The 25,732-nt window shown below is 54.4% G+C and carries 22 protein-coding genes; 14 read left to right on the plus strand and 8 right to left on the minus strand.

Annotated elements, in window-relative coordinates:
- Positions 1 to 225: 225 nt before the first annotated feature.
- Genes purT through DOQ08_RS05495 form a run of 4 tightly spaced genes read right to left on the minus strand, consistent with a single transcriptional unit; the run spans position 226 to position 2,757 of the window.
- Entirely contained in the window at positions 226 to 1,425 is a 1,200-nt protein-coding gene (gene purT, locus DOQ08_RS05480; RefSeq protein ID WP_114333917.1) for a formate-dependent phosphoribosylglycinamide formyltransferase, read from the minus strand.
- Between the two features lie 20 nt (positions 1,426 to 1,445).
- Positions 1,446 to 1,628, minus strand: coding sequence for a DUF1289 domain-containing protein (locus tag DOQ08_RS05485; protein WP_114333918.1), 183 nt, complete (start codon positions 1,626 to 1,628; stop codon positions 1,446 to 1,448).
- Positions 1,625 to 2,158, minus strand: coding sequence for a gamma carbonic anhydrase family protein (locus tag DOQ08_RS05490; protein WP_114334695.1), 534 nt, complete (start codon positions 2,156 to 2,158; stop codon positions 1,625 to 1,627). The genes DOQ08_RS05485 and DOQ08_RS05490 overlap by 4 nt, the downstream gene beginning before the upstream one ends.
- Before the next feature lie 17 nt (positions 2,159 to 2,175).
- On the minus strand, positions 2,176 to 2,757 hold the full coding sequence (locus DOQ08_RS05495) for an NUDIX hydrolase (RefSeq protein WP_114333919.1): 582 nt from the start codon (positions 2,755 to 2,757) through the stop codon (positions 2,176 to 2,178).
- Between the two features lie 95 nt (positions 2,758 to 2,852).
- Here DOQ08_RS05495 and DOQ08_RS05500 point away from each other — a divergent pair, with 95 nt between their 5' ends.
- On the plus strand, positions 2,853 to 3,431 hold the full coding sequence (locus tag DOQ08_RS05500; RefSeq protein ID WP_114333920.1) for an NUDIX hydrolase: 579 nt from the start codon (positions 2,853 to 2,855) through the stop codon (positions 3,429 to 3,431).
- On the opposite strand, the gene DOQ08_RS05505 is transcribed toward DOQ08_RS05500, so the two are convergent.
- Both DOQ08_RS05505 and purL read right to left on the minus strand, forming a co-directional pair.
- Positions 3,401 to 3,712: a Nif3-like dinuclear metal center hexameric protein gene (locus DOQ08_RS05505; RefSeq protein WP_114334696.1), complete on the minus strand. Its 312-nt coding sequence runs from the start codon at positions 3,710 to 3,712 to the stop codon at positions 3,401 to 3,403. The genes DOQ08_RS05500 and DOQ08_RS05505 overlap by 31 nt on opposite strands.
- 430 nt (positions 3,713 to 4,142) lie before the next feature.
- Positions 4,143 to 8,048 (minus strand): phosphoribosylformylglycinamidine synthase, encoded by a 3,906-nt coding sequence (purL, locus tag DOQ08_RS05510; RefSeq protein ID WP_114333921.1) that lies wholly within the window; start codon positions 8,046 to 8,048, stop codon positions 4,143 to 4,145.
- Positions 8,049 to 8,316: 268 nt separating this feature from the next.
- Here purL and mltF point away from each other — a divergent pair, with 268 nt between their 5' ends.
- The gene (gene mltF, locus DOQ08_RS05515; RefSeq protein ID WP_114333922.1) at positions 8,317 to 9,846 is read left to right on the plus strand and encodes a membrane-bound lytic murein transglycosylase MltF; all 1,530 of its coding nucleotides are present in this window, start codon (positions 8,317 to 8,319) and stop codon (positions 9,844 to 9,846) included.
- Here the strand turns inward: mltF and DOQ08_RS05520 are convergent.
- The gene (locus DOQ08_RS05520; protein ID WP_114333923.1) at positions 9,843 to 10,340 is read right to left on the minus strand and encodes a regulatory protein RecX; all 498 of its coding nucleotides are present in this window, start codon (positions 10,338 to 10,340) and stop codon (positions 9,843 to 9,845) included. The two genes, mltF and DOQ08_RS05520, sit on opposite strands and share 4 nt — an antisense overlap.
- Before the next feature lie 142 nt (positions 10,341 to 10,482).
- Between DOQ08_RS05520 and DOQ08_RS05525 the strand changes: the two genes are divergently transcribed.
- The 5 genes from DOQ08_RS05525 to DOQ08_RS05545 all read left to right on the plus strand — a co-directional run bounded on the left by DOQ08_RS05525 (position 10,483) and on the right by DOQ08_RS05545 (position 19,709).
- Positions 10,483 to 12,948 carry a DUF349 domain-containing protein gene (locus DOQ08_RS05525; RefSeq protein WP_114333924.1) on the plus strand — a complete coding sequence of 822 codons (2,466 nt, stop codon included), beginning with the start codon at positions 10,483 to 10,485 and terminating at the stop codon, positions 12,946 to 12,948.
- A gap of 192 nt (positions 12,949 to 13,140) precedes the next feature.
- The gene (locus tag DOQ08_RS05530) at positions 13,141 to 14,349 is read left to right on the plus strand and encodes an acetyl-CoA C-acetyltransferase (RefSeq protein WP_114333925.1); all 1,209 of its coding nucleotides are present in this window, start codon (positions 13,141 to 13,143) and stop codon (positions 14,347 to 14,349) included.
- Positions 14,350 to 14,376: 27 nt separating this feature from the next.
- Positions 14,377 to 16,527 (plus strand): 3-hydroxyacyl-CoA dehydrogenase NAD-binding domain-containing protein, encoded by a 2,151-nt coding sequence (locus DOQ08_RS05535; RefSeq protein ID WP_114333926.1) that lies wholly within the window; start codon positions 14,377 to 14,379, stop codon positions 16,525 to 16,527.
- A 238-nt stretch (positions 16,528 to 16,765) separates the two neighbouring features.
- A complete protein-coding gene (locus DOQ08_RS05540) occupies positions 16,766 to 18,940 on the plus strand; it encodes a carboxy terminal-processing peptidase (protein WP_114333927.1) in 2,175 nt (724 codons plus the stop codon).
- A 4-nt stretch (positions 18,941 to 18,944) separates the two neighbouring features.
- On the plus strand, positions 18,945 to 19,709 hold the full coding sequence (locus DOQ08_RS05545) for a helix-turn-helix domain-containing protein (protein ID WP_114333928.1): 765 nt from the start codon (positions 18,945 to 18,947) through the stop codon (positions 19,707 to 19,709).
- On the opposite strand, the gene mtnA is transcribed toward DOQ08_RS05545, so the two are convergent.
- Positions 19,698 to 20,756, minus strand: a complete 1,059-nt coding sequence (mtnA, locus tag DOQ08_RS05550; protein WP_114333929.1) for an S-methyl-5-thioribose-1-phosphate isomerase — start codon at positions 20,754 to 20,756, stop codon at positions 19,698 to 19,700. The genes DOQ08_RS05545 and mtnA overlap by 12 nt on opposite strands.
- Before the next feature lie 171 nt (positions 20,757 to 20,927).
- On the opposite strand from mtnA, the gene DOQ08_RS05555 reads away from it, so the two are divergent.
- From DOQ08_RS05555 to DOQ08_RS05585, 7 genes are all read left to right on the plus strand, one after another.
- Positions 20,928 to 22,256, plus strand: coding sequence for a TRZ/ATZ family hydrolase (locus DOQ08_RS05555; RefSeq protein WP_114333930.1), 1,329 nt, complete (start codon positions 20,928 to 20,930; stop codon positions 22,254 to 22,256).
- An 18-nt stretch (positions 22,257 to 22,274) separates the two neighbouring features.
- A complete protein-coding gene (gene ubiG / locus DOQ08_RS05560; RefSeq protein WP_114333931.1) occupies positions 22,275 to 22,991 on the plus strand; it encodes a bifunctional 2-polyprenyl-6-hydroxyphenol methylase/3-demethylubiquinol 3-O-methyltransferase UbiG in 717 nt (238 codons plus the stop codon).
- Positions 22,966 to 23,646 (plus strand): HAD-IA family hydrolase, encoded by a 681-nt coding sequence (locus tag DOQ08_RS05565; protein WP_114333932.1) that lies wholly within the window; start codon positions 22,966 to 22,968, stop codon positions 23,644 to 23,646. Before ubiG ends, DOQ08_RS05565 begins: the two co-directional genes overlap by 26 nt.
- 65 nt (positions 23,647 to 23,711) lie before the next feature.
- Positions 23,712 to 24,464, plus strand: a complete 753-nt coding sequence (locus tag DOQ08_RS05570; protein ID WP_114333933.1) for a YciK family oxidoreductase — start codon at positions 23,712 to 23,714, stop codon at positions 24,462 to 24,464.
- Positions 24,464 to 24,697 carry a glutaredoxin family protein gene (locus tag DOQ08_RS05575; RefSeq protein ID WP_114333934.1) on the plus strand — a complete coding sequence of 78 codons (234 nt, stop codon included), beginning with the start codon at positions 24,464 to 24,466 and terminating at the stop codon, positions 24,695 to 24,697. The genes DOQ08_RS05570 and DOQ08_RS05575 overlap by 1 nt, the downstream gene beginning before the upstream one ends.
- 13 nt (positions 24,698 to 24,710) lie before the next feature.
- Complete coding sequence (yaaA, locus tag DOQ08_RS05580; RefSeq protein WP_114333935.1) at positions 24,711 to 25,484, plus strand: peroxide stress protein YaaA; 774 nt, start codon at positions 24,711 to 24,713, stop codon at positions 25,482 to 25,484.
- Between the two features lie 44 nt (positions 25,485 to 25,528).
- Positions 25,529 to 25,729 carry a DUF2788 domain-containing protein gene (locus DOQ08_RS05585; protein WP_114333936.1) on the plus strand — a complete coding sequence of 67 codons (201 nt, stop codon included), beginning with the start codon at positions 25,529 to 25,531 and terminating at the stop codon, positions 25,727 to 25,729.
- Positions 25,730 to 25,732 lie beyond the last annotated feature (3 nt).

Raw genomic sequence — 25,732 nt, forward strand, 5'->3', positions numbered from 1 at the left:
CATTCTACACTGAACCGCCACCTTGTCAACTGCTTTTTGAAGAATCTTTAAAACGTTTTCTTCAAATCTTTCAAGCAGTTACCGCTTCGTTGCTGACCGTGTTTAGCGGCTAGCCCCTCAAGCGAGATGCGCATTCTACAGACATCCCTGAAGGTGTCAACGGGTGATCTGAAACTTTCTAAAATTTCTTCAAATCACCCGCTTTTGGCGCCCCGATACCAGGCGCTAAACCTCTACCTTAACCTTACTCGCTACAGCCACCGCTCTTGCCCTGGCATCATCGATAGTAGAACCGTGCGCCAGCGCCACACCCATTCGCCTTCTTCCTTTAAGCTCAGGCTTACCAAACAGCCGTATCTGCGTATCCGGTTCCGATAACGCGTCACCCAGTCCGGTGTAGGACACGGATTCCGAGTCACCTTCTGGAAGAATGACCGCAGATGCCGTTGGCCCTTGTTGCCTAATTGCGGGAACAGGTAACCCCAGTATCGCCCTTGCATGCAAGGCAAATTCCGACAGGTCCTGGGACATCAGCGTCACCAGCCCGGTGTCGTGCGGCCGAGGAGATACTTCGGAAAACCAGACTTCGTCACCTTTAACGAACAACTCGACACCATAAATGCCGTACCCGCCGAGGTCGTTCACCACCGACCGTGCAATTTCCGTGGAACGCTCGAACGCCGTTGGCGACATTGGATGAGGTTGCCACGACTCCCGATAGTCGCCATCTTCCTGCAAATGACCGATAGGATCACAGAAGGAAATCCCGTCCCGATGCTTGACCGTTAATAAGGTGATCTCGTAATCGAAATCTACAAACCCCTCGACAATCACCCGACCACGGCCAGCCCTACCGCCACTTTGAGCGTATTCCCAGGCAGGCTCGATATCACTGTCAGTTTTAACAGTACTCTGGCCTTTACCCGAGGAACTCATAACCGGCTTGACGACCAATGGCATTCCCACTTCTTTTACCGCAGCCAGATATTCCTCATGGCTTCCCGCGAAACGGTATGGTGATGTCGGCACCTTTAACTCTTCTGCAGCCAAACGACGGATACCTTCCCGATTCATGGTCAGGTGGACCGCTCGCGCAGTGGGTACCACTCGATAGCCTTCTTGCTCGAGCTTTACCAATTCTGCCGTCGCTATCGCTTCGATTTCAGGAACAATCAGATCGGGCTTCTCCAGCTCAACAATTTGCCTTAACGCTGACCCGTCCAACATATCAACGACATGACTGCGGTGTGCCACTTGCATGGCGGGCGCATTGGCATAGCGATCGATGGCGATCACTTCCACACCAAAACGCTGAAGCTCAATAACAACCTCTTTACCCAGCTCTCCCGAGCCACAAAACAGAACCCGCGTAGCATTCGGAGTCAGAGGTGTGCCGATACGCACGAATTCATCGGTTACAGTCATTCCCGTGTACTTCCTATTCTTTAGATTTGAAATTTTTCTTCACGCTCTGCCACATTCTTGAGAACTTGCCGACGCTCGTCATCCGTCATCGAGCTCCAGCGCAGAATTTCATCGCCGCTTCGCTGGCAGCCAATGCAGATGTCATCATCATTCAATGCGCAGACTGCTACGCAGGGTGAGCGCACTCTATCCCGAACCTTCATTGCTTCAGATCAACCTCTTTTAGCTTCGCCAGATAGCGGTTGGCATTGTGAACATAATGAAGCGCGCTCATCTCCAGCATCTTTTTCTGGTTGTCGGTCAGCTCTCGGCGAATCTTCCCGGGAGAGCCTATCACCATCGATCCATCAGGAATCTCCATACCCTCCGGTATCAAGGTGTTGGCACCAATCAGACAGTGCTTGCCAATTTTGGCACCATTCAAAACAACCGCATTGATGCCGATAAGTGAGTAATCTCCAATTTCACAACCGTGGAGCATTGCCTTGTGGCCTACAGTCACGCCACGACCCAGCGTAAGCGGTATACCTGGATCAGTATGCAGAACAGAACCGTCTTGCACATTGGCCTCGGGGCCAATCGTGATCAATTCATTGTCACCCCGTATCACCACATTGAACCAGACACTGGATTTTTCCATCAGCTTAACGCTGCCGATCACGGTGGCGTTATTCGCTACAAACTGCCCGGCCCCGCAATACTCAGGTGTTCGCTCATCGAGACTGTAAAACATCACTTCCTCCATTGGATTCAACGTGGCGGCTCAAGAATGTCGATTCCGGCATCGTATACGGTATTCAGAAAATCGACCAACACGATGGCTGACAACCCCCAGATTTGGAAACGCTCCCACTTATAACAGGGCACATACAAGGTACTGTTCTGAAATCCCAGGGCATCGGTGCGCTCTCGTTTGTCTTCCAGAAAAAAGTCGATGGGCACCCGAAAAACACTTTCTATCTCATCGGGGTTGGGCTCATAAGAATGCTCTTCCGGAACAACGCCGACATAGGGCGTGACGAGAATCCGGTGCAGGGAAACCACCTGGCTCAGCGGCGCAATAACGTTAACCTGATCTGGCGGCAAGCCAATCTCTTCGTGAGTTTCTCGCAGGGCAGTGGCAGCCAGCGACGAATCTTCAGGATCACGCTTCCCCCCTGGATAAGCCACCTGCCCTCGATGAGTTTTGAGATTGGCCGATCGAAGAGTAAAAATCATTTCGGGATTACTGACATTGTCAGTAACCGGCACCAGTATTCCCGCCTCGGGATAATCCAAAGTCAATTGCCTAGGCGCGTAATTTAGCAGCTTTTCCTGCAACAGTTCCTGCACTCTGCTCTCCAACCAAATAGCAACATTGAATGAGACACAAGCAGCCTCGATGGTTAAACTGGCTACTATTGAACTCTCAGTATACGGGGAAAACGATGAAGTATTGCAGCACATGCGGCCAACAGGTTGAACAAAAGATTCCGGCGGGCGACAACCGCTACCGCTATGTGTGCGTGGGCTGCGAAACCATCCATTACCAGAACCCTAGAATTATTGCGGGAACCGTACCCGTGTGGGACGGGAAGATTTTGTTGTGCCGGCGAGCGATTGAGCCTCGCTATGGGTACTGGACCCTACCCGCAGGGTTTATGGAGAACGCGGAGACAACCATTGAGGCGGCGGCTAGGGAAACTTTAGAAGAAGCCCTGGCCAACGTAACCATTGACGGCCTGTACTCCATCATTGATGTACCCCACATCAACCAAGTGCACATGTTCTATCGTGCAACACTTGTAGATGGGAGCTTTGGGGCGGGCGAAGAGTCGCTTGAAACCCGTCTCTTCGCCGCGAACGAGATCCCGTGGGACGAAATTTCCTTTCCGACCGTGAAACGGACATTGGAATTTTTCCTTTCGGAGATGCCTTCCGGGAAATTTGGCCTGCACGTTACCGACATCCGTCCGCCAAGCACCAAGCGTGTCGATCAGAATGCTTCCAGCCGGAACACCTCGTAAGCCGGCTCCTCATACGGGTGGGCCTGCTTTAATGCTTCGATGGCCCCCTGTACCTTCTCCTCCGAACAAACCAGCTCTACCTTAAACTCGTTAACCACTTCCAATTCGCCCTTCTGCCCCAGAAAAGGATCGCTGCCCTCCAACGGACGAAACTGACCCTGCCCCTTACACTGCCAAGCACAGCTATCATAATCACCGATCTTCCCTGCACCGGCGTCGAATAGCGCCTGCTTGGTAATGTCCAGATGACTCTCGGGAACAAAGTAACAAAGCTTAAACATCAGCCACCTCAAATCGTACAAGTTTTGTTCAAATCGAGACTTTTTCGACTTACCCACAAAATCTGTGGATAACTCTGGGGAAAGGATTAGGGAATCTACTCTAAACCCTTATGAATACTGGCCTCACCTCAAATTGACGAGAAATTCACCCGTTACAACAAACATATAAAATTCAACAACTTAAACAAAAAGATCAAAAAATGAACGCATATCCTTTTGTTTGTTCATAGTTCCACCAACGCGCCCCCTCAAATGTGCATAAAAAATTTGAGTCAAGCCCCTATTCGCCAGTTTCAGCATATTTTTTCAAGATATACAGTACATTTATTGACCAGACAAACACTTACACTACAAAAAAGCCGACCGACTAATACTCCTCAAAGAAAGAGCACTACCCGGCCGGCATTTTCGCGAACCTAAGCCACTTACATTAGCCTAGCCAACGCCTCGCATTTCTGAACATCCGAATCCACGGTCCATCTTCCTGCCAGCCATCCGGCCGCCACGAATGCTGCACCGCGCGGAATACACGCTCAGGGTGGGGCATCATAATGGTTACGCGACCATCCCGGTTGGTAACGCCGGTAATACCGCCTTCTGATCCATTCGGGTTGTATGGGTAACGGCTGGTTACTTCACCGCGATTGTCCACATAACGCAACGCCGCCAGCTTGTTCTCAACCAGAGCATCCGCACTGTTACCTGAGGCAAACTCGATGCGACCTTCACCATGAGCCACGGCGATCGGCATACGTGATCCCGCCATGCCATCAAGGAAAGCGGAAGGAGACTGAGCCACTTCCACCATCACCAAGCGCGCCTCGAACTGCTCCGACTGATTCCGCACGAAGCGCGGCCAGCCTTCGCTACCAGGAATGAGTTCGTGCAGGTTGGACAGCATCTGACAACCGTTACACACACCCAACGCCAAGGTATCTTCACGGTTGAAGAAGGCAGCAAACTGGTCACGAACACGGTCGTTAAACAGAATGGACTTAGCCCAACCTTCACCCGCTCCCAACACGTCGCCGTAAGAGAAGCCGCCACACGCCACCAAACTCTGGAAGGTCTCTAGCGAAATGCGGCCAGACAACAGGTCGCTCATGTGCACATCGACTGCTTCGAAGCCTGCGCGATCAAAAGCGGCTGCCATTTCGATCTGACCATTCACACCCTGCTCTCGCAGAACTGCCACTTTCGGGCGAGCACCTGCATTGATAAACGGCGCTGCAATGTCTTCGTTGATATCAAACGTCAGGTCAACGTTCAGACCGGGATCTTCAGCATCGAGCAGATTATCAAACTCTTCCTTGGCGCAATCTGCGTTATCACGCAGCGATTGAATCTGGAAACTGGTTTCTGCCCACAAACGCTGAAGATCAACGCGTGCCTCATCAACAACGCTCTCACCAGCGAACGTCAGCTCGATGCGGTCGGACTCATTCAACGTACCGATGACACCGGTATGATCGCCAAGGCCGGCAGCCGAGAACTGCTGAAGCACAAACTCTGTATCTTCACGACGAACCTGAACCACAGCACCCAGCTCTTCATTAAATAGCTCGCGAGCGAACTGAGAGCTGTCTTCTGCCAAACCATCCAGCTTGACGCTGACACCGGTGCGGCCGGCGAAGCTCATCTCTGCCAAGGTCACGAACAGACCACCGTCAGAGCGGTCGTGGTATGCCAGCAACTTACCGTCAGAGTTCAGACCCTGAATCACCGCGAAGAAGGCTTTGATATCTTCCGGATCATCCAGGTCAGGTGCCACTGCACCAACCTGGCTGTAAACCTGAGCCAACGCCGAACCGCCCAGACGATTCTGGCCGGCAGCCAGGTCAATCAGGATCAGGTCGGTTTCACCAGCGTCTGTGCGCAACTCAGGCGTCAGCGTACGAGCAACGTCGGTTACGGGAGCAAAACCACTCACAATGAGGGACAAAGGCGACGTAACACTCTTCTGCTCGCCGTTTTCCTCTTCCCATGTGGTCTTCATGGACATGGAGTCTTTACCGACCGGAATCGTGATACCCAATGCCGGGCACAACTCCATACCCACCGCCTTAACGGTTTCGTAGAGGTTTTCATCCTCACCGGGATGCCCCGCAGCGGCCATCCAGTTGGCGGAAAGCCGGATATTTGAAAGCTTCTCAATCGGTGCAGCAGCCAAGTTGGTAATGGCTTCACCCACGGCCATACGGCCGGATGCTGGGGCATCGATGACCGCCAGCGGTGTGCGCTCGCCCATAGCCATCGCTTCACCGGCGCGAACGTCGAAAGACGCGGCAGTCACAGCCACGTCAGCGACTGGCACCTGCCAAGGGCCAACCATTTGATCGCGCGCAACCAAACCTGTGATCGTACGGTCACCGATGGTGATCAGGAAGCTCTTGGAACCTACTGACGGTAAGCGCAGCACACGGCGGATGGCGTCTTGAAGATCGATTTTCGAAGAATCGAAGATCGGCTTGGTAAAGGACGCACGGGTCACACTGCGATGCATTCTCGGCGGCTTGCCGAACAAGACATCCATCGGAAGATCAACAGGCTTGTCGTTAAAGTACGAATCAGCCAGCTCGAGATGGTGTTCTTCAGTCGCTTCGCCAATGACTGCGTACGGGCAACGCTCACGACGACACAGCGCATCAAAACGCTCAAGGTCTTCCGGCGCTACCGCAAGAACGTAACGCTCCTGGGATTCGTTACTCCAGATTTCCAACGGCGACATACCCGGCTCGTCGCTGGGGATGTCACGCAACTCGAACTTACCGCCACGGCCGCCATCCTTGACCAGCTCAGGCATGGCATTAGACAACCCACCAGCACCCACGTCGTGGATAAAGCAAATGGGGTTCTGTTCGCCCAACTGCCAGCAACGGTCGATCACTTCCTGACAGCGGCGCTCCATTTCAGGGTTATCCCGCTGAACAGAGGCGAAATCGAGGTTTTCATTACTGGAACCGGAATCCATGGATGAGGCTGCGCCGCCACCCAGACCGATCAGCATGGACGGGCCGCCCAACACAATCAGCTTCGCGCCAACGGGGATGTTGCCCTTTTCCACATCCTCTTCACGGATGTTACCCATACCACCGGCGATCATGATCGGTTTGTGGTAGCCGCGAACTTCCTCACCAGCTGCTCCCGCGACTTTTTCCTCAAAGGTACGGAAGTAACCGGTCAAATTCGGACGGCCAAATTCGTTATTAAAAGCGGCGCCACCAATTGGACCTTCGATCATGATGTCCAGTGGCGAAGCGATACGGCTTGGCTTCCCGTAACCGAGTTCCCATGGCTGTTCATCGCCCGGGATATTCAGGTTAGATACGGTAAAGCCAGAAAGGCCTGCTTTGGGTTTAGAACCACGGCCAGTAGCACCTTCGTCGCGGATCTCACCGCCCGAACCCGTCGCGGCACCGGCAAAAGGAGCAATCGCCGTCGGGTGGTTGTGAGTTTCCACCTTCATCAGGATATGCACGGGCTCACGGTTGTAGCTGTACACACCGGTACCCGGAGCCGGGTAAAAACGGCCAGCCACACTTCCGACAATCACAGATGCGTTGTCTTTATAAGCAGACAGAACGCCTTCGCTGTTCATCTCGTAGGTGTTTTTGATCATCGCGAACAGGGATTTTTCCTGCGCTTCACCGTCGATATCCCAAGAGGCGTTAAAAATCTTATGGCGGCAATGCTCTGAGTTCGCCTGTGCGAACATCATCAGCTCAACGTCAGTCGGATCACGCTCAAGTTTAATGAAAGACTCGACCAGATAATCAATTTCATCATCAGCCAGGGCCAGCCCCAAGCGGGCATTGGCTTCAACCAATGCTGCGCGGCCACCGGAGACAATCGGAACCCGACCTAACCGCCGAGGTTCTTCATTGCTGAACAGCAGCTCGGCTCCACCCATTTCGTGGAACACTTTCTGGGTCATTCGATCATGCAACAGTGCAGCGATTTTTTCCCGCTGCTCCAACCCCAGCTTTTTGCTGGAGCGGATGTAATAAGCAATGCCCCGCTCGATTCTGCGAATCTGTCGCAGGCCGCAGTTACGGGCAATATCGGTCGCTTTACTGGACCAAGGAGACAGAGTGCCGGGGCGTGGAACCACGAGGAATAAAACTCCATCCTGCGCTTCTACTTCAACACTGGGCCCATAAGTAAGCAGCCGGTCCAGAATCGCCTGTTCGGTATCGGACAGGTCGTCATCTAGATCCACAAAGTGCATAAACTCCGCATAAACATGCTTTACATCCGGAACCATTTCCTGAATGCGAGAATGCAATTTGCGGGAACGAAAGGGCGAGAGCGCTGGCGCGCCGCGAAGTTCAAGCATGATATCAACCTGTATCGCGCGAAGAATCGGGGGACGTCTTTCTGAAAGGCGGCAATGATACTTGAAACTGGCGCAAGGATACAGGGTAAGCTCATGCCTTTCGCAGGTGTATAATCAAACCGGTTTCACTGATCAGGCCTCCTTACCAATTGACCACAGAGGCGCAAGAAGAGATCATCAGTTTTGAGCATGGATTGCATCAGGCATCAAACAACAGGTAAGCGGCTTAAGTCACGCAGTTTCCTGAACATTGGGCTTTGCGGAGCGCATGGATTTGTCACAGATAATTAAGAAGATCCACGGTAGTCGTGCGGTATTAGCCTTAGCATTGGCTGCCATTCTGGCTGCCAGCGGATGCACTCAACCCAGCACCCTGCAAGAAGTGAAGAACGAAGGCGTGCTGCACGTAATTACCCGTACAGCCCCTTCTGTTTATTACGAGGACGAGGGTGGCGCTACCGGGTACGACTACGAACTTGCTCGCAGATTTGCCGATGAACTGGACGTCGAACTGCGGGTTCGGGTGGCAAAAGACAACTCCGAAATTCTTTCGATTCTCAGGCGCAACTACGCTCATATCGGCTTGGCGGGACTGGTAAACCGCCCCGATTTTGCCGCCGAATTCCACCCGGTTCCAACGGGCATCAACGCGCAATCCATTGTGGTCTATCACCGCGACCACCCGGCCCCCGATTCGATTGACGATTTATCTGGCCAAACGCTGCACCTGCTTGCCGACAGTAATCACGAACACGTCATCGAAATCGCCGCGGGAGACATCAAACCGGAGACACAGGTCCATCCCGGTCTGGACGCAGAAGCATTACTAGACAAGGTAAACTCCGGCGAATTGCCCTACGCCGTCATTTCGTCGAATGAACTCGACCTGAACCATGTTTTCTTTCCAATGGTGAAAGAAGCCTTCGCCCTGAACGACCCGCAAGAACTCGTCTGGCTTTTCCCGCCCCAACAGGATGAAACTCTCGCTAATGCAGCCCGGCAGTTTATGGAGCGCGCCAACGAGGATGGCTCCAAGGCTCAGTTGGCGGAACGCTTCTACGGGCATCTGGACCGCCTCAATTACGTAGGTGCCCGCACCTTCATGCACCACTTGGAAAACCGGCTGCCACGATACCAAGCCTTGTTTGAGAGTCATGCCAGAGACATTGGTATGGATTGGCGACTCCTTGCCGCCATCGGTTACCAGGAATCCCACTGGAGACCAAACGCCGTCTCCCCTACCGGCGTCCGTGGCCTGATGATGCTAACGCGGACCACCGCTAAATACATCGGCATCAATAACCGCCTGGATGCCGAAGAAAGCATAAAAGGGGGCGCTCGTTATTTCCGCATGGTGCATGAGCGCATTCCCGACCGCATTCCCGAACCCGACCGCACCTGGTTTGCGTTGGCTTCCTATAACGTAGGTTATGGTCATCTTGAGGATGCACGAAGGCTGACCGAATCTGCGGGCCGGAATCCGGATCGCTGGATGGACGTAAAAGAATTCCTGCCATTGCTGGCCAAAAAAGAGTGGTATTCGAAAACCCGGTTCGGCTATGCCAGAGGGCACGAGCCGGTGGCTTACGTTCAAAATATTCGACGCTACTACGACGTGTTGGCTAGAGTTCCGGCGCTCGACAACGAGAGCCCAATCCCGCTGGAGCAACCGCCCACTTTGGATAGCTCAGGCCGACTCGCGGAAACTGAAGATTCCGAGCCGACCTCAGCTGACAACAGAGAAGATCTCAGGGCCGCTTTGCCCCCTGAACTCAGCGTGATACCGCCTACACTTTAAAGCTCGTGGTCACCCCAAAGCTGATCGGCGCTGTCGAGCTTCAGCGCTCTCTCCACCTGAGCGGAAGAAAAGCCGCGACGGGCCAGAAATCTGGCCTGCCGGAGCTTTTCGGACAAATCGTCACTTAAACGATAAAGCCCGAAGCGCTTTTCCCGCAGTTCTGCCGCCACCCTAGCCCAATCAGCATCACTCTTTTCCTCAAGGCACTCCGGGCGAACATGAACGCCTCGTTGCTGTAACTCGGCCATGATACGCACCGGGCCGTAGCCGGCATCGATGCGCTGGCGACTGAAAACATCCGCAAAGCGGCGATCATCCAACCAGCCTTCCTCTTCGTATTCATCAAGCACCAAGTCGATCACCGACTGCTCCAGTTTCCTTTGCCGCAATTTCAACGCAAGCTCCTGGCGGCTATGCTCCCGGCGGGCTAACAAGCGCAGCGCTACCGAACGGGCTTTGTACTCCGGATCATCGTGTTTTGAATCTTTTCCCATATAGCCCCTTCCCGCATGCGCCAGCTAAACGCTAGACTAGCGCCCGATATTACAACTATCCGGCATGCAACTCATGCCGATGGCCGGTGGTGTGCACTCTGCCGCCACCGCAGACTGGTTTCAATCCCGAAGGATACCTTTTATGGCTGCATTTATTCAGAAACTGTTCAAGTCCCGCAAAACCAAAGCGACCTCCAGTTCCAATCCTCAGGCAAAGCCTGAAGTAAAACAGCCTGCCGAGGTAGACCAACGCAACAAACGTCGGGAAGCACAGCAACAACAGCTTGCAAATGCCCCTGAGCAATCGGTTTTAGCGACGCTTGCGGTAGACGGTGTTACCGCATCGATCCGGCTTGAAGCTGCAAAAAGATTGCAAGACGAAGCGTTGCTCCAGCAGGTGCAGAAAAACTCGAAAGGTCGGGATAAGAGCGTGTACCAGACCGTTCGGCAATCACTTCAGCGCTTGCGCGAACAGCAAGCTCAGCAAGCCGCGACCCGCCAGCGCATAAGCGACTTGGTCGCACAAGCCAAAGATCAGGCTATCAGTGAAAACACCAAGCTGTTCAAAGCACGCCTAGACGCACTACAAGAGCAATGGCAAGCGGTAAAAGACGAAGCCAGCGCAGAGCAATCACAACACTTTCTGGAAGCGGTGCACGAATGCCAGAAACGATTGCAGCAGATTGAACAAGCACAACAGGAAGAGGCTCGCCAGCAAGAGCAGGCACGCCAACGTAGCGAAACTCTCGATCTGCTCCAAAACACTCTTGACGATCTAAAGCAGCAAGACGCGAACGATCTGCCCGCGCCGTCATCCCTTGATGCCCTCCAGAAAACACAAGAGAACCGTTGGCTGGAAGCAACCAGAGACACAACCGTTCAGAAGCATGAGCAAAAAGCGTACGAGCAACAGATGCAGACCCTTCGTGGCTACCTGAACGCCGTACGCTGGTTGGCGCAGGAAAAAGACACGATTAGTGAACTGGCGCAGGCGGCCGAATCGGGCGAGGTTACAGACGAGCAGCGCACACAGGCAGCCGAGCTGATCCAACAGCTGGAATGGCCGGCCGAGCTGCCCCAGCCAGTTAGCCTGATTCAGGTTCGCAAACTCACCGGCAAACGACAGGCTCCAAAGCAAAACGACGGCCAGCGTGAAAAGCAGCAAGAAATTGCAGACAAGCTAACAGCCACACTGCCCGAGCTGGAAACTGCTCTCGAGGCTCGCCAGTTTAAAGAATCCAAACAACTGTTCAAAACGGCTCAAAACCTCTTTCAGCAGCTGGACCACACTCACCGGAAGCCCCTGCAGGCACGCATGCAGCTATTGTCGGGGCAATTCCGCGAACTGAGCGATTGGCAAGGTTTTGCGACCGAGCCCAAGCAAATCGCCCTCTGCGAGCAGATGGAGTACCTTGCCGAGCAGCCCATGGACCCGGAGGCCAAAGCAGAGCGGATAAAAGAGCTGCAAGGCGAATGGCGCAGCCTGGGTGGATCTTCAGACCGAACACTGTGGACTCGATTTAAAGCCGCTTCCGATCAGGCTTACGAGCCTTGCAAGGCATACTTTGAAGCCAAGTCCGATCTGAAGCAGGCGAATCTTGATAAACGCAAAGCGATTTGCGATGAACTCTCCAACTTCCTGGAAAACGCCGACTGGGCATCCATTGACTGGAAAGCCATCGAACGTATTTACCAGACTGCAAGACAAGAATGGAAAGAAGCCTGGCCCGTAGACTTCAGACACAACCGTTCCGTGCAGAAGCAATTCGATGAATTGCTAAAACGATTGGAACAGCCGCTGGACGAAGAACGCAAAAAAAACGAAGCCCTGAAGCAGTCGATTGTAGAACGGGCTCAGGCCCTGATTACCCACGAGCCCCTGCAAGAAGCAATGGACCAAGCGAAATCCTTGCAAACTGAGTGGACCAGCATTGGCATCACCCGCCACCGCGAAGACCGCAAAATGTGGCAGGCATTCCGTAAAGCTTGCGATCAGATTTTCGCCCGCCGTGATGCCCAGCGCACTGAGCAACAACAAGCCAGTCAATTGGCCGATCAAGCAGCTCAGAAAATCTTGAGCGAGTATCAGAGTGTTGATTCCAATACCGATGAAGCGCTTCTGAACGAAGCCCGCGAAGCCATTCAGCCGCTGTCGGGAGAACCTTTATCTCCGGCGATCAAAGAGCAGGTTCAACAGCTGAAGCAAAAGCTCAACCGAGCAGCGGAGCTCAAAAAGTTCCAGCAAACAGTGGCCGACTGGCAAGCGTTCATCAGCGACAAAGTTGAGCAGAAGCTGTCAGACGAAACCGCACCTAAACACTGGTTCAATCTGGCCAAAGCTCCCGGCCCGATAAACGGTCGAGACCTGGCCATCCGAGCGGAGATATTGACCGGCACACCAACCCCGGAGCAAGACCAACCACGCCGGATGCAAATTCAGGTGCAGCGCTTGAGCGACGGTATGGGAAGCACGGATAACGCCTCCCCCACCCAAGAGCTGGAGAAGCTGGTAGCACTTTGGTGCCTGCACCCGGACATTGAAGACACATCGCACGAAAATGCGGAACGCCTGAATCAGGCACTGACCAGCCTGACACAAATCAGCTAACCACAATCTCTCGATTTCCTCTGCCAATCCCTGAGCGGCCCCGCTCAGGGATTTTTTTGTTTTTACGGCAACACTCTTCCTGAGCAAATAGGCCAATTGGATTGGCAGCCGCTGTCATTACTCCCCACACACCATAACGGCTATGGTTAGATAACTGACGTATCCCACAAAACAACGAACAGAGGAACGAGCATGTCCACCGAGGCGTATATCTTTGATGCAGTCCGCACCCCACGTGGGCGCGGCAAGAAAGACGGTTCACTGCACAGCGTCAAACCCATCACTCTATTGGGCTCTGTCCTTGAAGCCCTTCGGGAGCGCAATCAACTGGATACCGCGCACGTTGATGACATTGTGATGGGCTGCGTAACCGCCGTAGGTGATCAGGGTGCTGATATCGCCAAAACCGCTGCGCTTGCCATTGGCTGGGACGAGAAGGTAGCGGGTGTTACGCTAAACCGCTTCTGCGCGTCCGGGCTGGAAGCTGTGAACCTCGCAGCCATGAAAGTACGTTCGGGCTGGGAAGACCTAGTGGTCGCCGGTGGCGTTGAAGCCATGTCTCGCGTACCCATGGGCTCTGACGGCGGCGCTTGGGCAACTGACCCAGCCACCAACCTCGAAACCGGATTCATGCCACAGGGCATCGGCGCCGACCTGATCGCTACCCTCGAAGGTTTCAGCCGGACAGATGTCGATAACTTTGCCGTTCAGTCACAACAAAAAGCAGCGAACGCTTGGGCTAACGGTTACTTCGCCAAGTCCATCGTGCCGGTAACGGACCAGAATGGCGTTACAATTCTGGATCACGACGAATTCATTCGTAGCAACACCACCGTGGAGTCACTGTCCGGCCTCAAGCCTTCGTTCCAGATGATGGGTGAGATGGGCTTCGACAGCGTCGCTCGTGAAAAATACCACTATGTTGAGAAAATCAACCACGTCCACCACGCAGGTAACTCCTCGGGCATCGTGGATGGCGCAACAGCACTCCTGATCGGCAGCGAAGCCAAAGGCAAAGAGTTGGGCCTGACTCCTCGCGCCCGCATCGTGGCGACCGCCGTGACCAGTGCCGACCCCACCATCATGCTGACTGGCCCGGCGCCGGCTGCTCGCAAAGCTCTGGAAAAAGCCGGACTGTCCATCGACGACATCGACCTGTTTGAAGTGAACGAAGCCTTTGCCTCGGTAGTGATGCGCTTCCAGAAAGAATTGTCCGTTCCGGACGAGAAAGTGAACGTAAACGGTGGTGCCATCGCCATGGGCCATCCTCTGGGCGCAACCGGCGCCATGATACTCGGCACCCTGCTCGATGAACTCGAGCGCCGCGAACTCCGCTACGGCCTGGCCACTCTTTGTGTCGGCGGCGGCATGGGCATTGCCACTATCATCGAACGCGTTTGAACCCACTTTCAAAATAAGGAACAGACCATGACAGGTATCAAGTACGACCTGGGTTCAGACCAGATTCTAACCCTGACCATCGACATGCCGGGCCAGTCCGCCAACACCATGAACCGAGAATTCCGGGCGGCTCTGACAGAAACGGCCACCAAGGTGCAGGCAGATCTGGACAAGATCAAAGGCATCATCATCGCGTCCGCCAAGAAAACCTTCTTTGCCGGCGGTGATCTGAACGAAATTCACCAGGTTACCCGGGAACAAGCCAAAGAATTTGAAGACATGGTGGATGGCCTGAAAGCCAACATGCGTATTCTGGAAACCTGCGGTAAACCCGTGGTTGCAGCCATTAACGGATCAGCTCTGGGTGGCGGCTTGGAAATCGCGCTGGCCTGCCATCACCGAGTAGCTCTGGACAACGACAGCATCCAGCTCGGCTTGCCGGAAGTCAGCCTTGGCTTGCTTCCCGGCGGTGGCGGCACTCAGCGTCTGCCGCGAATGATCGGCTTGGAAGCCTCTTTCCCGCTGCTCATGGAAGGCAAAAAACTGGCCCCGAAAGCGGCCCTGAAAGCCGGTATTATCGATGAGCTGGCCAGCTCACCCGAGGAGCTGTTCAGCAAAGCACGAGCCTTTATTGAAGCCAACCCCAAGTGCGAACAGCCGTGGGACAAAAAAGGCTTCAAAATACCGGGCGGTGCGCCGAGTCACCCGGCAATGGCACAGAAGCTTTCTATTGCCCCTGCTATGCTGCGAGAGAAAACCAAAGGCTGCTACCCTGCGCCAGAGCGAATTCTCGCCGCCGCAGTCGAAGGCGCTCAAGTGGACTTCGACAGCGGCAGCCTGATCGAAACCCGTTATTTCGCCGAACTGGTGACCGGCCAAGTCGCCAAGAACATGACGAACACCTTCTGGTTCCAGCTGAACGCCATCAAAGCCGGCGGCAGCCGTCCCAAGGGCGTCGATAAGGAATCGTTCAAAAAAGTGGGGGTTCTGGGTGCTGGCATGATGGGCGCGGGTATTGCCTACTCCACGGCAACCCGCGGCATCGATGTAGTACTGAAAGATGTGTCGGTTGAAAGTGCCGAAAAAGGTAAAAGCTATTCCGAAAAGCTACTGGCCAAGAAAGTCAGCCGTGGCCGGATGACCGAAGCCGAAAAAGAAGCCATCTTGAGCCGCATCACCGCGACAGCCTCAGCAGATGACCTGGAGAACTGTGACCTCATCATCGAAGCCGTCTTCGAAGACAGCGACTTGAAAGCCAAGGTCACACAAGAAGCCGAACCTAAAATGGCCGCCAACGGCATCTTCGCGTCCAATACCTCGACCATCCCCATCACCCAGTTGGCAGAAGCCTCGGCCAAGCCCGATAATTTTATCGGCCTGCACTTCTTCTCACCGGTGGACAAGATGCAACTGGTGGAAATCATTGTGGGCGAAAAAACCTCCGATGAAACCTTGGCCCGTGCGTTTGACTACGTACAGCAGATCGGCAAAACGCCCATCGTCGTTAACGACAGCCGCGGCTTCTTCACCTCTCGAGTGTTCGGTACGTTCGTTGATGAAGGCATCGGCATGCTGGCCGAGGGCATCCACCCGGCCAGCATCGAAAACGCCGGGTTACTGGCCGGCATGCCGGTTGGCCCTCTGACTATTTCAGACGAGGTGAGCTTAACCCTGTTGCAACACGTTCGCGCAGAATCCCAGAAAGATGCGGCAGCTGCAGGTCGAACCTGGCAGCCACATCCGGCTGAAGCCATCGTCGATGCCATGGTTGATACCCACGGCCGCAAAGGCAAAGCAGCCGGTGCCGGTTTCTATGAGTACCCGGAGCAAGGCAAGAAATACCTATGGCCGGAACTTGAGAACCTGTATGTCGATCAGGGCAAGGCTCGCGAGGTAAAATTGCAGGATCTGAAAGACCGAATCTTGTTCATTCAAGCCATTGAAACCATTCGCTGTCTTGAAGAAGGCGTTTTACGCACTGTGGCAGATGCCAACATTGGTAGCATTTTTGGCATTGGCTACGCGCCCTGGACCGGCGGTGCCATCCAATTCGTCAACCAATACGGCGTGCGGAATTTCGCTGAGCGCGCGCAGGAATTGACCACTCAATACGGCGAGCGGTTCACGCCGCCTGCACTGCTTCTGGAAAAGGCAGAGAAAAACGAAGCCTTCTCTTAAACTGCTCCTGCCGACCGGAGGCCCCGCCTCCGGTCGCTCCTCTCCGCTTTACTCATCTACTCCCGCACTCAGTGCGTAATACTGCAATGTATATGGACATATTGTCACTAAGCTCCGTGCCTAGCCTATGGCAACGGGTGTTGCAGTTGCCTACAATAAATTAACTAGTCACGGGTAAATAACACTGTCAGATGACTCGGCAGGCATAAAACAACCCAGTATCGCCAGGTATGCTTATATGACCATTGCGGAAAAAGCCGTCACGCGTAACCACCGCTCCTCCTTATTGAAAGTTGCAGGACTGAGTGCCGCGTTAGGCCTTGCTTTGCTTGTACCCGGATTGTCCGGCCTACACGCAAAGATTGAAGAACCAGCAAGCTATCAACCGGTTTCCCCCACCATTGATCAAGCTCGGGCCAACATTCTTATTGCCCGCCAGCTGCAGTTCACTCATTTCCGCGACTTAGGCATTAGCGATGAGCTCTCTGGCGATGTGTTTGACGCCTACCTCAATTACCTCGACAGCCAGCGCGTTTACCTCACGCAGCAAGACATCGATGCGCTCAGCCAAGTAAAAGGTCGCCTTGGCTCGGCCTTAAAAACCGGACAACTGCAACCCGGCTTCGACATCTACAACCTGGTTCAGCAGCGCATGATCGAGCGCCTCAAGTTTGCCAAAGAGGTCATCAGCGCCGGTGTCTCCGAACTGGATTTCAGCACCAACGAAAAAATCCGGGTTGATCGCTCAGAAGCTCCATGGGAAGCCAATAAAGCAGCCTTGGATAAGCTCTGGATCAAACGCATCAAAAATGCCGTTTTGGCTCAGCGCCTCAATGGCGCCGACGACGAAGCCATTGAAGAAACCTTGTTGCGTCGCTATGAAGGCCAGCTCAAGCGCGCCTATCAAGCCCGTAGCGAAGACGCATTTCAGGCCTACATGAACGCTTTTACCGGCATGTGGGACCCGCACACATCGTACTTCTCTCCGCGCACCTCGGAGAACTTCAACATCAACATGAGCCTGTCCTTGGAAGGCATTGGCGCGGTTCTGCAATCCGATAACGAATACACCAAGGTCGTTCGACTGGTTCCGGGTGGCCCTGCATCCAAGCAAGGGCAACTGCAGCCTGCAGATCGCATTGTTTCCGTTGCTCAGGAAGACGAGAAGCCGGTGAACGTCATTGGCTGGCGTCTTGATGAGGTCGTTGACCTTATCCGGGGCCCGCGCAACTCGGTCGTGACTTTGGAGGTCATCCCGGCAAACGCTTCTGATGAAACCATCACTCGCAGCATTGCCATCAACCGTGATGAGGTAAAGCTGGAAGAACAAAGCGCCAGCAAAGACATCATCCAACTGGAGCGCAGCGGTGCCACCTATAACATCGGGGTGATCACCATTCCGACCTTTTACGCTGATTTCCAAGCCATGCAAGCGGGCGACCCGAACTACAAGAGCACCACCCGAGACGTTCGCAAGCTGATAGACGATCTGAAACAGGACGGTGTTGACGGCATTGTGATGGACCTGCGTAACAACGGTGGCGGTGCCTTGCACGAGGCCAACGATCTGGTCGGACTGTTTATCGATAAGGGGCCAACCGTACAAATCCGCAACGCCAACAACGATGTTCAGGTCCTGGACGATAGAGACCCAACCGTTAGCTATGATGGCCCACTGGTGGTTCTGGTGAACCGTATGAGCGCCTCCGCTTCCGAAATTTTTGCGGGTGCCATACAAGACTATGGCCGCGGCTTGGTGGTGGGTTCGCAAACCTTTGGCAAAGGCACGGTTCAGGCTGTACGCCCCCTTAACCATGGCCAGTTAAAGATCACCCAATCCAAGTTCTACCGGGTGTCTGGCGGCTCGACCCAGCACAAGGGCGTGATTCCAGATATCGAAATCCCTTCCCGTATCGATAAATCGAGAATCGGCGAAGATGCCCTCGACCACGCTCTGCCCTGGGACCAGATTGAAGCCGTGCCGCACACGCGCTATTTCGACTTCAGCGGCGTGATTGATGAACTTCGCACTCGGCACGATGATCGCTTCAACACCAACCCGGAGTTCAGCCTGCTGCAAAAGGAAATCGATTTCCTGAACCAGCAGCGCCAGATTGACTACGTCAGTCTCAATCTCGACGAACGGACAGCACACCACAACCAGATCGAAAGCACGCGCCTAACCATCGCCAACGCTCGCCGGGAGCTTCGCGGTGAAGCGCCCTTCGAAACACTGGAAGACTTGGAAGACTGGCAAGATGCGCAAGTCGCTGATCCCGACAATGGCGACGACGAACTGGACTTCGTGATTCGTGAGGGCGGCCACATCATGGCTGACTTGCTCGAACTGGATCAGCGCATGGCTTCCATTCTTACGCCCACACAATTTGCGGTAAAAACTGAGGTTCCATAGAAACATGTCGGACAAGACACCCTCAGGAGGTCAACGAGAGAACCTCAAAAAAGCTCAGGTATTCCAGAGCATGCTGCTCGATGCATTACACGCCATGCGATCCATGGAGGAAGCGGAGAGCATGGCGCCGACTCCCGATGCCCGCACCAAATCCTCCGACCGGATTCTGGACCGTATCGTCGGCTTTACTGGCTCTGCCCTCAAACTCGGCGCCCGTGCAACCGACACATCACTCAAAGTAGGCCGGGTACTGGTCAATTCCCAGGACCAGCTCAGGGCCATGCTGGCCACGGGCCAATCGCTAAAAGACATACGGGAAGTAGCTGGCCTCACGCTTTCAGAAATGAGCGAAGCGCTCAACCTGAAAGACAAATCCTTGCTGGAAGCCATTGAGAACGGCACAGCAACCCTGTCCTTTGAGCTGATCCTACGGTTTGCGGCGCTGATTGCCAGAAACGACCCGATCCCCTTCATCATGCGCACCACGCGGAACTACAACCCAGAGGTTTGGCAGATCCTGAACGACTGGGGCATTGGCCGGATTCCGTTGCAGTTTGAGCGTGAGCGGGAGTTCATCAACATCTTCCGCCGACATGACAACGCACGAAACCTGTCGGACGAGGGCTTCAAGAAGGTATTGGAGTTCACCCGCAACAGCTTTGAAATGTCGATGCACTTCATCGAGCAGCAAGAAATGGAAATGGCGGAACTGAAAGCCGGCTTTCAGCCCCGCAACCCCGAAGACTCAGAGCCTTCTTCAGGCAAATAACGCTTTCATGCCGGCAAGATCCGGTTTCAGCACAGCCCCTTTTTCGGTCACGATCGCGTCAATCAGGTTGGCCGGTGTCACATCAAAGACCGGATTGAACACCTCGACACCGGCAGGGGCCAGCGGAATCCCGCGAATTTCCCGAATCTCTGTGCCTTCGCGCTCTTCGATCGGAATCTGAGCACCCTCTAGCAACGTCATATCCACCGTGCTGGAAGGCGCGACGACCATAAACCCGACATTATGATGCCGGGCCAATACCGCCAGACTATAGGTACCGATTTTGTTCGCCACGTCTCCATTGGCGGTAATCCGATCCGCGCCAACAACGACCCAATTCACCTTGCCGCTGGCCAGAATGGCAGCGGCAGCGCCATCGGCATTCAACGTCACAGGAATCTCGTCACGACTTAGCTCCCAGGCCGTCAGGCGGCTGCCCTGAAGCCAAGGCCGGGTTTCATCCGCATACACTTTCTTTAGCAGGTTGCGCTCGTGCAGTCGCCGAATTACGCCAAGGGCTGTGCCGTATCCCCCCGTAGCCAGCGCGCCTGTATTGCAGTGGGTCAACACCCCAATCGCTTGCTGCGGGCTCATCACATCAAGCGCATGGTCTGCCATGGCCAAGTTGGCGGCGATATCTTCCTTATGAATCAAAACTGCTTCAGCGGCCAGACGTTCAACGGCCTCATCCAGCTCAGAGCAAGCCAGAAACACTTTTTCCATCCGTTGCAGTGCCCAGAACAGATTCACCGCTGTCGGCCGCGATTTCGCTAACTGCTCAATCGACTGTCTCACTTCAACCTGCCAGTTTTCGCTGCCACCGGCATGACGCGCAGCCAAGGCGACGCCATAAGCAGCACTGATACCGATTGCCGGCGCGCCACGAACCACCATATCGGTAATGCACTGGGCAACCGCCGATGCCCCTTCTGCCGTAATCCAGTGCTCCTCGGTAGGCAACAACCGTTGATCCAGAAGTTCCAAGCTGTCGCCGTGCCAGCGCACCGGTTGTGTACCCAAAGATCGTTGGTCTGAGGAATTTGCCATCATCTGCTCCGATTGCACGCGAAAAAAAGCGCAGTATAGCGCGTTACTTGCAGGTTTATACCTTCATTGGCACGACAAGCGGGGTAGTTCTGCAGGTGGTGGCTCGCTATACTTCCCAGTTGAATTTCCCGGCATACAGACTCTGTGCCCCCGACCCTCCAAGGCAGGTTAATGACGGCAAACACCATCATCGCAGCCGATACCCGGATCAACGCCCGCTGGCTGATCCCGATCGAACCTTTTGGCGCTGTACTCGACCATCAGGCCGTCATACTCCAAGGCAGCCGGATTACAGCTGTGCTTCCCCAAGCGGACGCAGACCAAAAGTTTCGCACACGAGAGACCATTGATCTTCCAAATCACGTTGTTCTCCCCGGCTTAATCAATCTTCATGGTCACACTGCCATGTCGTTATTCCGTGGCATGGCTGATGATCTGCCACTTATGACTTGGCTTAACGAACACATCTGGCCCGCCGAGGGGCGATTCGTGTGTGAGCAATTTGTACAGGATGGCAGCCGATTGGCGATGGCGGAAATGCTGCGCACTGGCACCACCACCTTCTCCGATATGTATTTCTTCCCGGAAGCGACAGCCCAAGCCGCTCACGACACCGGCATGCGCGCCCAGGTGTGCTTCCCGCTAATGGATATGCCCACCATGTGGGGTTCTGGCCCGGACGAGTATCTGGCGAAAGGCGCTGACCTGATTGCACAGTGGCGCGGAGATGACTTCATCATGCCCGCCATCGGCCCCCATGCACCCTATACCGTTTCAGACGGCCCCTTAACAGCGGCTGTGGCATTATCGGAGCAAACCGATGCTGCGATTCAGATCCACCTGCACGAAACGGCATTTGAAGTAGAGGAAGCTTTAAAGCTGACAGGCAAACGGCCGACCGAGCGCATGGCGGACCTGGGCGTATTAGGCACCAACAGCCAATATGTGCACATGACTCAGTTAAATGAAGTCGATCTGGATCTACTGGCGAAAACCGGCGGCCACATTGTTCACTGCCCCGAGTCGAACCTAAAGCTCGCCAGCGGTCTGTGCCCGGTTCAAACGTTGATAGATCATGGCCTGAACGTCACCATCGGTACCGATGGTGCGGCCAGCAACAACGATCTGGATCTCTTTGGTGAACTCAAAACAGCAGCGATGCTAGCAAAGGCCGTTGCCGGTGATGCCACGTCCCTTTCAGCCCACAAGGCGTTGGAAATGGCCACCCTGAACGGTGCCCGTGCCCTTGGCCGGGATCAGGAGCTTGGCTCCCTGGTTGCCGGCAAGCTGGCTGACTTGATCGCAGTCGATCTCAGCGACCCGTTCATTCAGCCCGTTTACGACCCCGCCTCGCATCTGGTTTACAGCAACCATGGCCGGGCCGTTAGTCATAGCTGGATTCATGGCGTACCTCAATTGCAGGACGGCCGTTTAACCCGAATTGATGTCCCGGACCTGATGTTGCGGGTTCGCGATTGGCAACGACATATTCTCAGTTAATTTTTCTCAGGGGCAAGCATGAGCAACGAAAACGTAGATCAGAACGAGATTGCCAAGTTTGAGGCGCTCGCCAGTCGCTGGTGGGATCCGACCAGTGAATTCAAGCCACTGCATGATATAAACCCTCTGCGTCTGAACTTCATTGACGAACGGGTTTCCCTAGCCGGAAAACGCGTGCTGGACGTAGGGTGCGGCGGCGGCTTGTTATCCGAAGGCATGGCACTGCGCGGTGCCCACGTGACCGGAATCGACATGGGTGAAGCGCCCCTGCAGGTGGCCAAACTGCACGGTCTGGAATCCGGAGTAAAAGTCGACTACCGCCAGACCACCATCGAAGATCTGGCCAAAGACCCGGACCATGCAGGCCAATACGATGCAGTAACCTGCCTGGAAATGCTTGAGCACGTCCCCAACCCTGCGTCGGTGATTAAATCCTGTGCCGCCATGTTGCGGCCGGGTGGTCACTTATTTGTGTCTACCATTAACAGGAACCCCAAGTCGTTCCTTTTCGCCATTGTGGGCGCCGAATACATCATGAACATGCTGCCCAAGGGCACCCATGAATGGAAAAAATTCATCCGTCCTTCGGAGATGTCGGATTATCTGCGTCAGGCTGGTCTGGACATCCGCGAACTCACCGGTATGACCTACAATCCCATCACCAAAAGTTACAAGCTTGGCCGTGATGTAGACGTCAATTACCTGATGCATGCCAAGGATATCCGTGAAGATTAAACAGAAACCCTCGGCTGTACTGTTTGATCTGGACGGCACACTGATTGACACCGCGCCGGACTTCATCCGATGCCTCAATCAATTGCGCCAACAACACGATCTGGAGCCACTGCCAGCCGAGTATATTCGCCGATCGGTCTCCAACGGTGCCCGGGCCATGGTGCGCCTCGGTTTTAACCTGGAACCAGAGCACGAAGGCTACCTGGATAAGCACACTGCCTTCCTGGACCTCTACGAAGCGGGAGTGGCCGTGGAAACCACACTGTTCGAGGGCATGAATGATCTGCTGCTGGAACTCGAAGCCAGAGACATCCCCTGGGGCATCGTCACCAATAAGCCAGTGCGATTCGCGGCACCTTTGATTGAAGCCCTCGGTTTGCAGGAACGTTGCGCCACTCTGATTTGCCCGGATCACGTAACCGAGCGAAAACCCCACCCGGAACCCATGTTTCTGGCTTGCAAAGAAATTGATGCAGTGCCCGAACACGCTATTTACGTGGGCGACCATGTACGTGACATCGAAGCCGGTCGTAACGCAGGCATGTACACCATTGCGGTAAAGTACGGCTACATTGAAGAACCGGAAACCGTTGATCTGTGGCAAGCCGATGCCATCGCCGACACCGTCAGCGACCTGGCAAAGCTGTTACAATAGCGCTCAAATTATTTCATTGACCGGCCAGTATGTGGCCGGAATTGGCCAGATATCGGAGACAGGTTATGCATGATTACCAGGCACCCGCCGATCTTCTAAAAGACCGTATTATCATGGTTACCGGAGCTGGTAGCGGCATAGGCCGAACGGCCGCAAAAACCTACGCGGCTCATGGTGCCACCGTCATTCTGGTGGGGCGCACGCTATCCAGACTGGAAGAAGTGTACGATGAAATCGAAGCCGCCGGGCACCCACAACCTGCGCTCGTGCCGATGAATTTCGAAGGCGCAGCCATGAAGGACTACGAAGAGCTGGCCATGACCATCGAAGAAAACTTCGGACGCCTTGACGGCCTGCTCCATAACGCTGGCATTCTGGGCGCGCGGAGCCCGGTAGAGCTGTATGACCCGGAAACCTGGAACAAGGTCATGCAGGTGAACGCCACTGCTCCCTTCATGCTTAGTCGGGCCATGATTCCACTGCTCAGGCAGTCGGATGCGGCCTCCATGATCTTCACTTCTTCCGGTGTCGGCCGCCAGGCACGCGCCTACTGGGGTGCCTATGCGGTATCGAAGTTCGCCGTAGAAGGGCTTTCCCAATTATTGGCCGACGAGCTGGACGACGAGCGCAACAACATTCGCGTCAACAGCCTGAACCCGGGCGCGACCCGCACAGGAATGCGCGTGCTCGCGTACCCTGCGGAAGACCCGAAGAAAAACCCAGATCCGGAACAGCTTATGCCTGTTTATCTCTACTTGATGGGGAAAGACAGCGAAGGTGTCACCGGCCAGCAAATTGACGCGCAGCCAAAGAACTAATGGAACTGATCTTCTACACCACATCCAACTGCCACCTGTGTGAATTGGCCGAAGCACTCTTGGTGAATACCCCGATGCCGGAGCCCATTCCCGTGGATGTGGTGGATATCGCCCAGTCCGAAGCGTTGGTTGAACGGTACGGTACCCGCATTCCGGTTCTGCGCCGGCAAGACACCGGCACCGAACTTGGCTGGCCCTTTACCCAAGCCCAGCTACTCACGTTTTTGCAATAAAGGATCCGCTAGCATGTTGATGATCATCTCCCCCGCTAAAACTCTGGATTACGAGAGTCCTCTGGCCACAGAAACCTACTCTGAACCGGACTATCTGGACGATGCGTGTGAACTGATTGATCAACTGAAAGAACTGGAACCCCATCAGGTCAGCAACCTGATGAGCATCAGCGATAAACTGGGCCAACTGAACGCCGACCGCTTCCGCAACTGGCACACTCCCTTTACGCCCGAGAACGCACGCCAAGCCGTCCTGGCTTTTAAAGGTGACGTTTACACAGGTCTGGATGCCGAAAGCTTCAGCCAAGACGACTTCATCTTCGCCCAAAAGCACTTACGCATACTGTCGGGCCTCTATGGTTTGCTCAAACCGCTGGACCTGATGCAGCCGTATCGCCTGGAAATGGGTACCAAGTTCGAGAACCAGCGCGGCAAAGATCTTTATGCGTTCTGGGGGGACAAGCTAACATCAGCCTTGAACCTCCTGCTGGAGAAAGACGATCAGGTACTCGTGAATCTCGCATCCAATGAATACTTCAAGAGCATTCAGAAAAAGAATCTGCAAGGCCAGTTGATCACGCCTCAGTTTAAAGACTTCAAGAACGGCAAATACAAGATCATCAGTTTTTATGCCAAGAAAGCGCGCGGCTTGATGTGTCGCTACGCCATCCAAAACCGCATCACACAAGCCGAAAGCCTCAAAGGCTTTGACCTGGATGGTTATTACTTCAGTGAAGAACAATCCGATAAAAACAACTGGGTTTTCTTGCGCGATGAACAGAACTGATCAATCTCTCGCACTCGTACATTTCTGTTGATATCGGAGTAAACATGAACGAAGCACTATTTTCCCAGATCGCCATGGCGGTTCTGGTGACGGGTCTTATTGGCTGGATGGGATTCATTGTCTGGGATCTTGCCAAAAAATCACAAGCGGGCAAATTTGGCACCATTGCGTTGTTTGCGGTTCTTGGGACCGGTGTTATCGGCTTTGTGATAAAAACGGTCGTAGTCGAGATTCTTCAAATCTGAACA

Source organism: Marinobacter litoralis, from assembly GCF_003336705.1.
Lineage (GTDB): Bacteria > Pseudomonadota > Gammaproteobacteria > Pseudomonadales > Oleiphilaceae > Marinobacter > Marinobacter litoralis.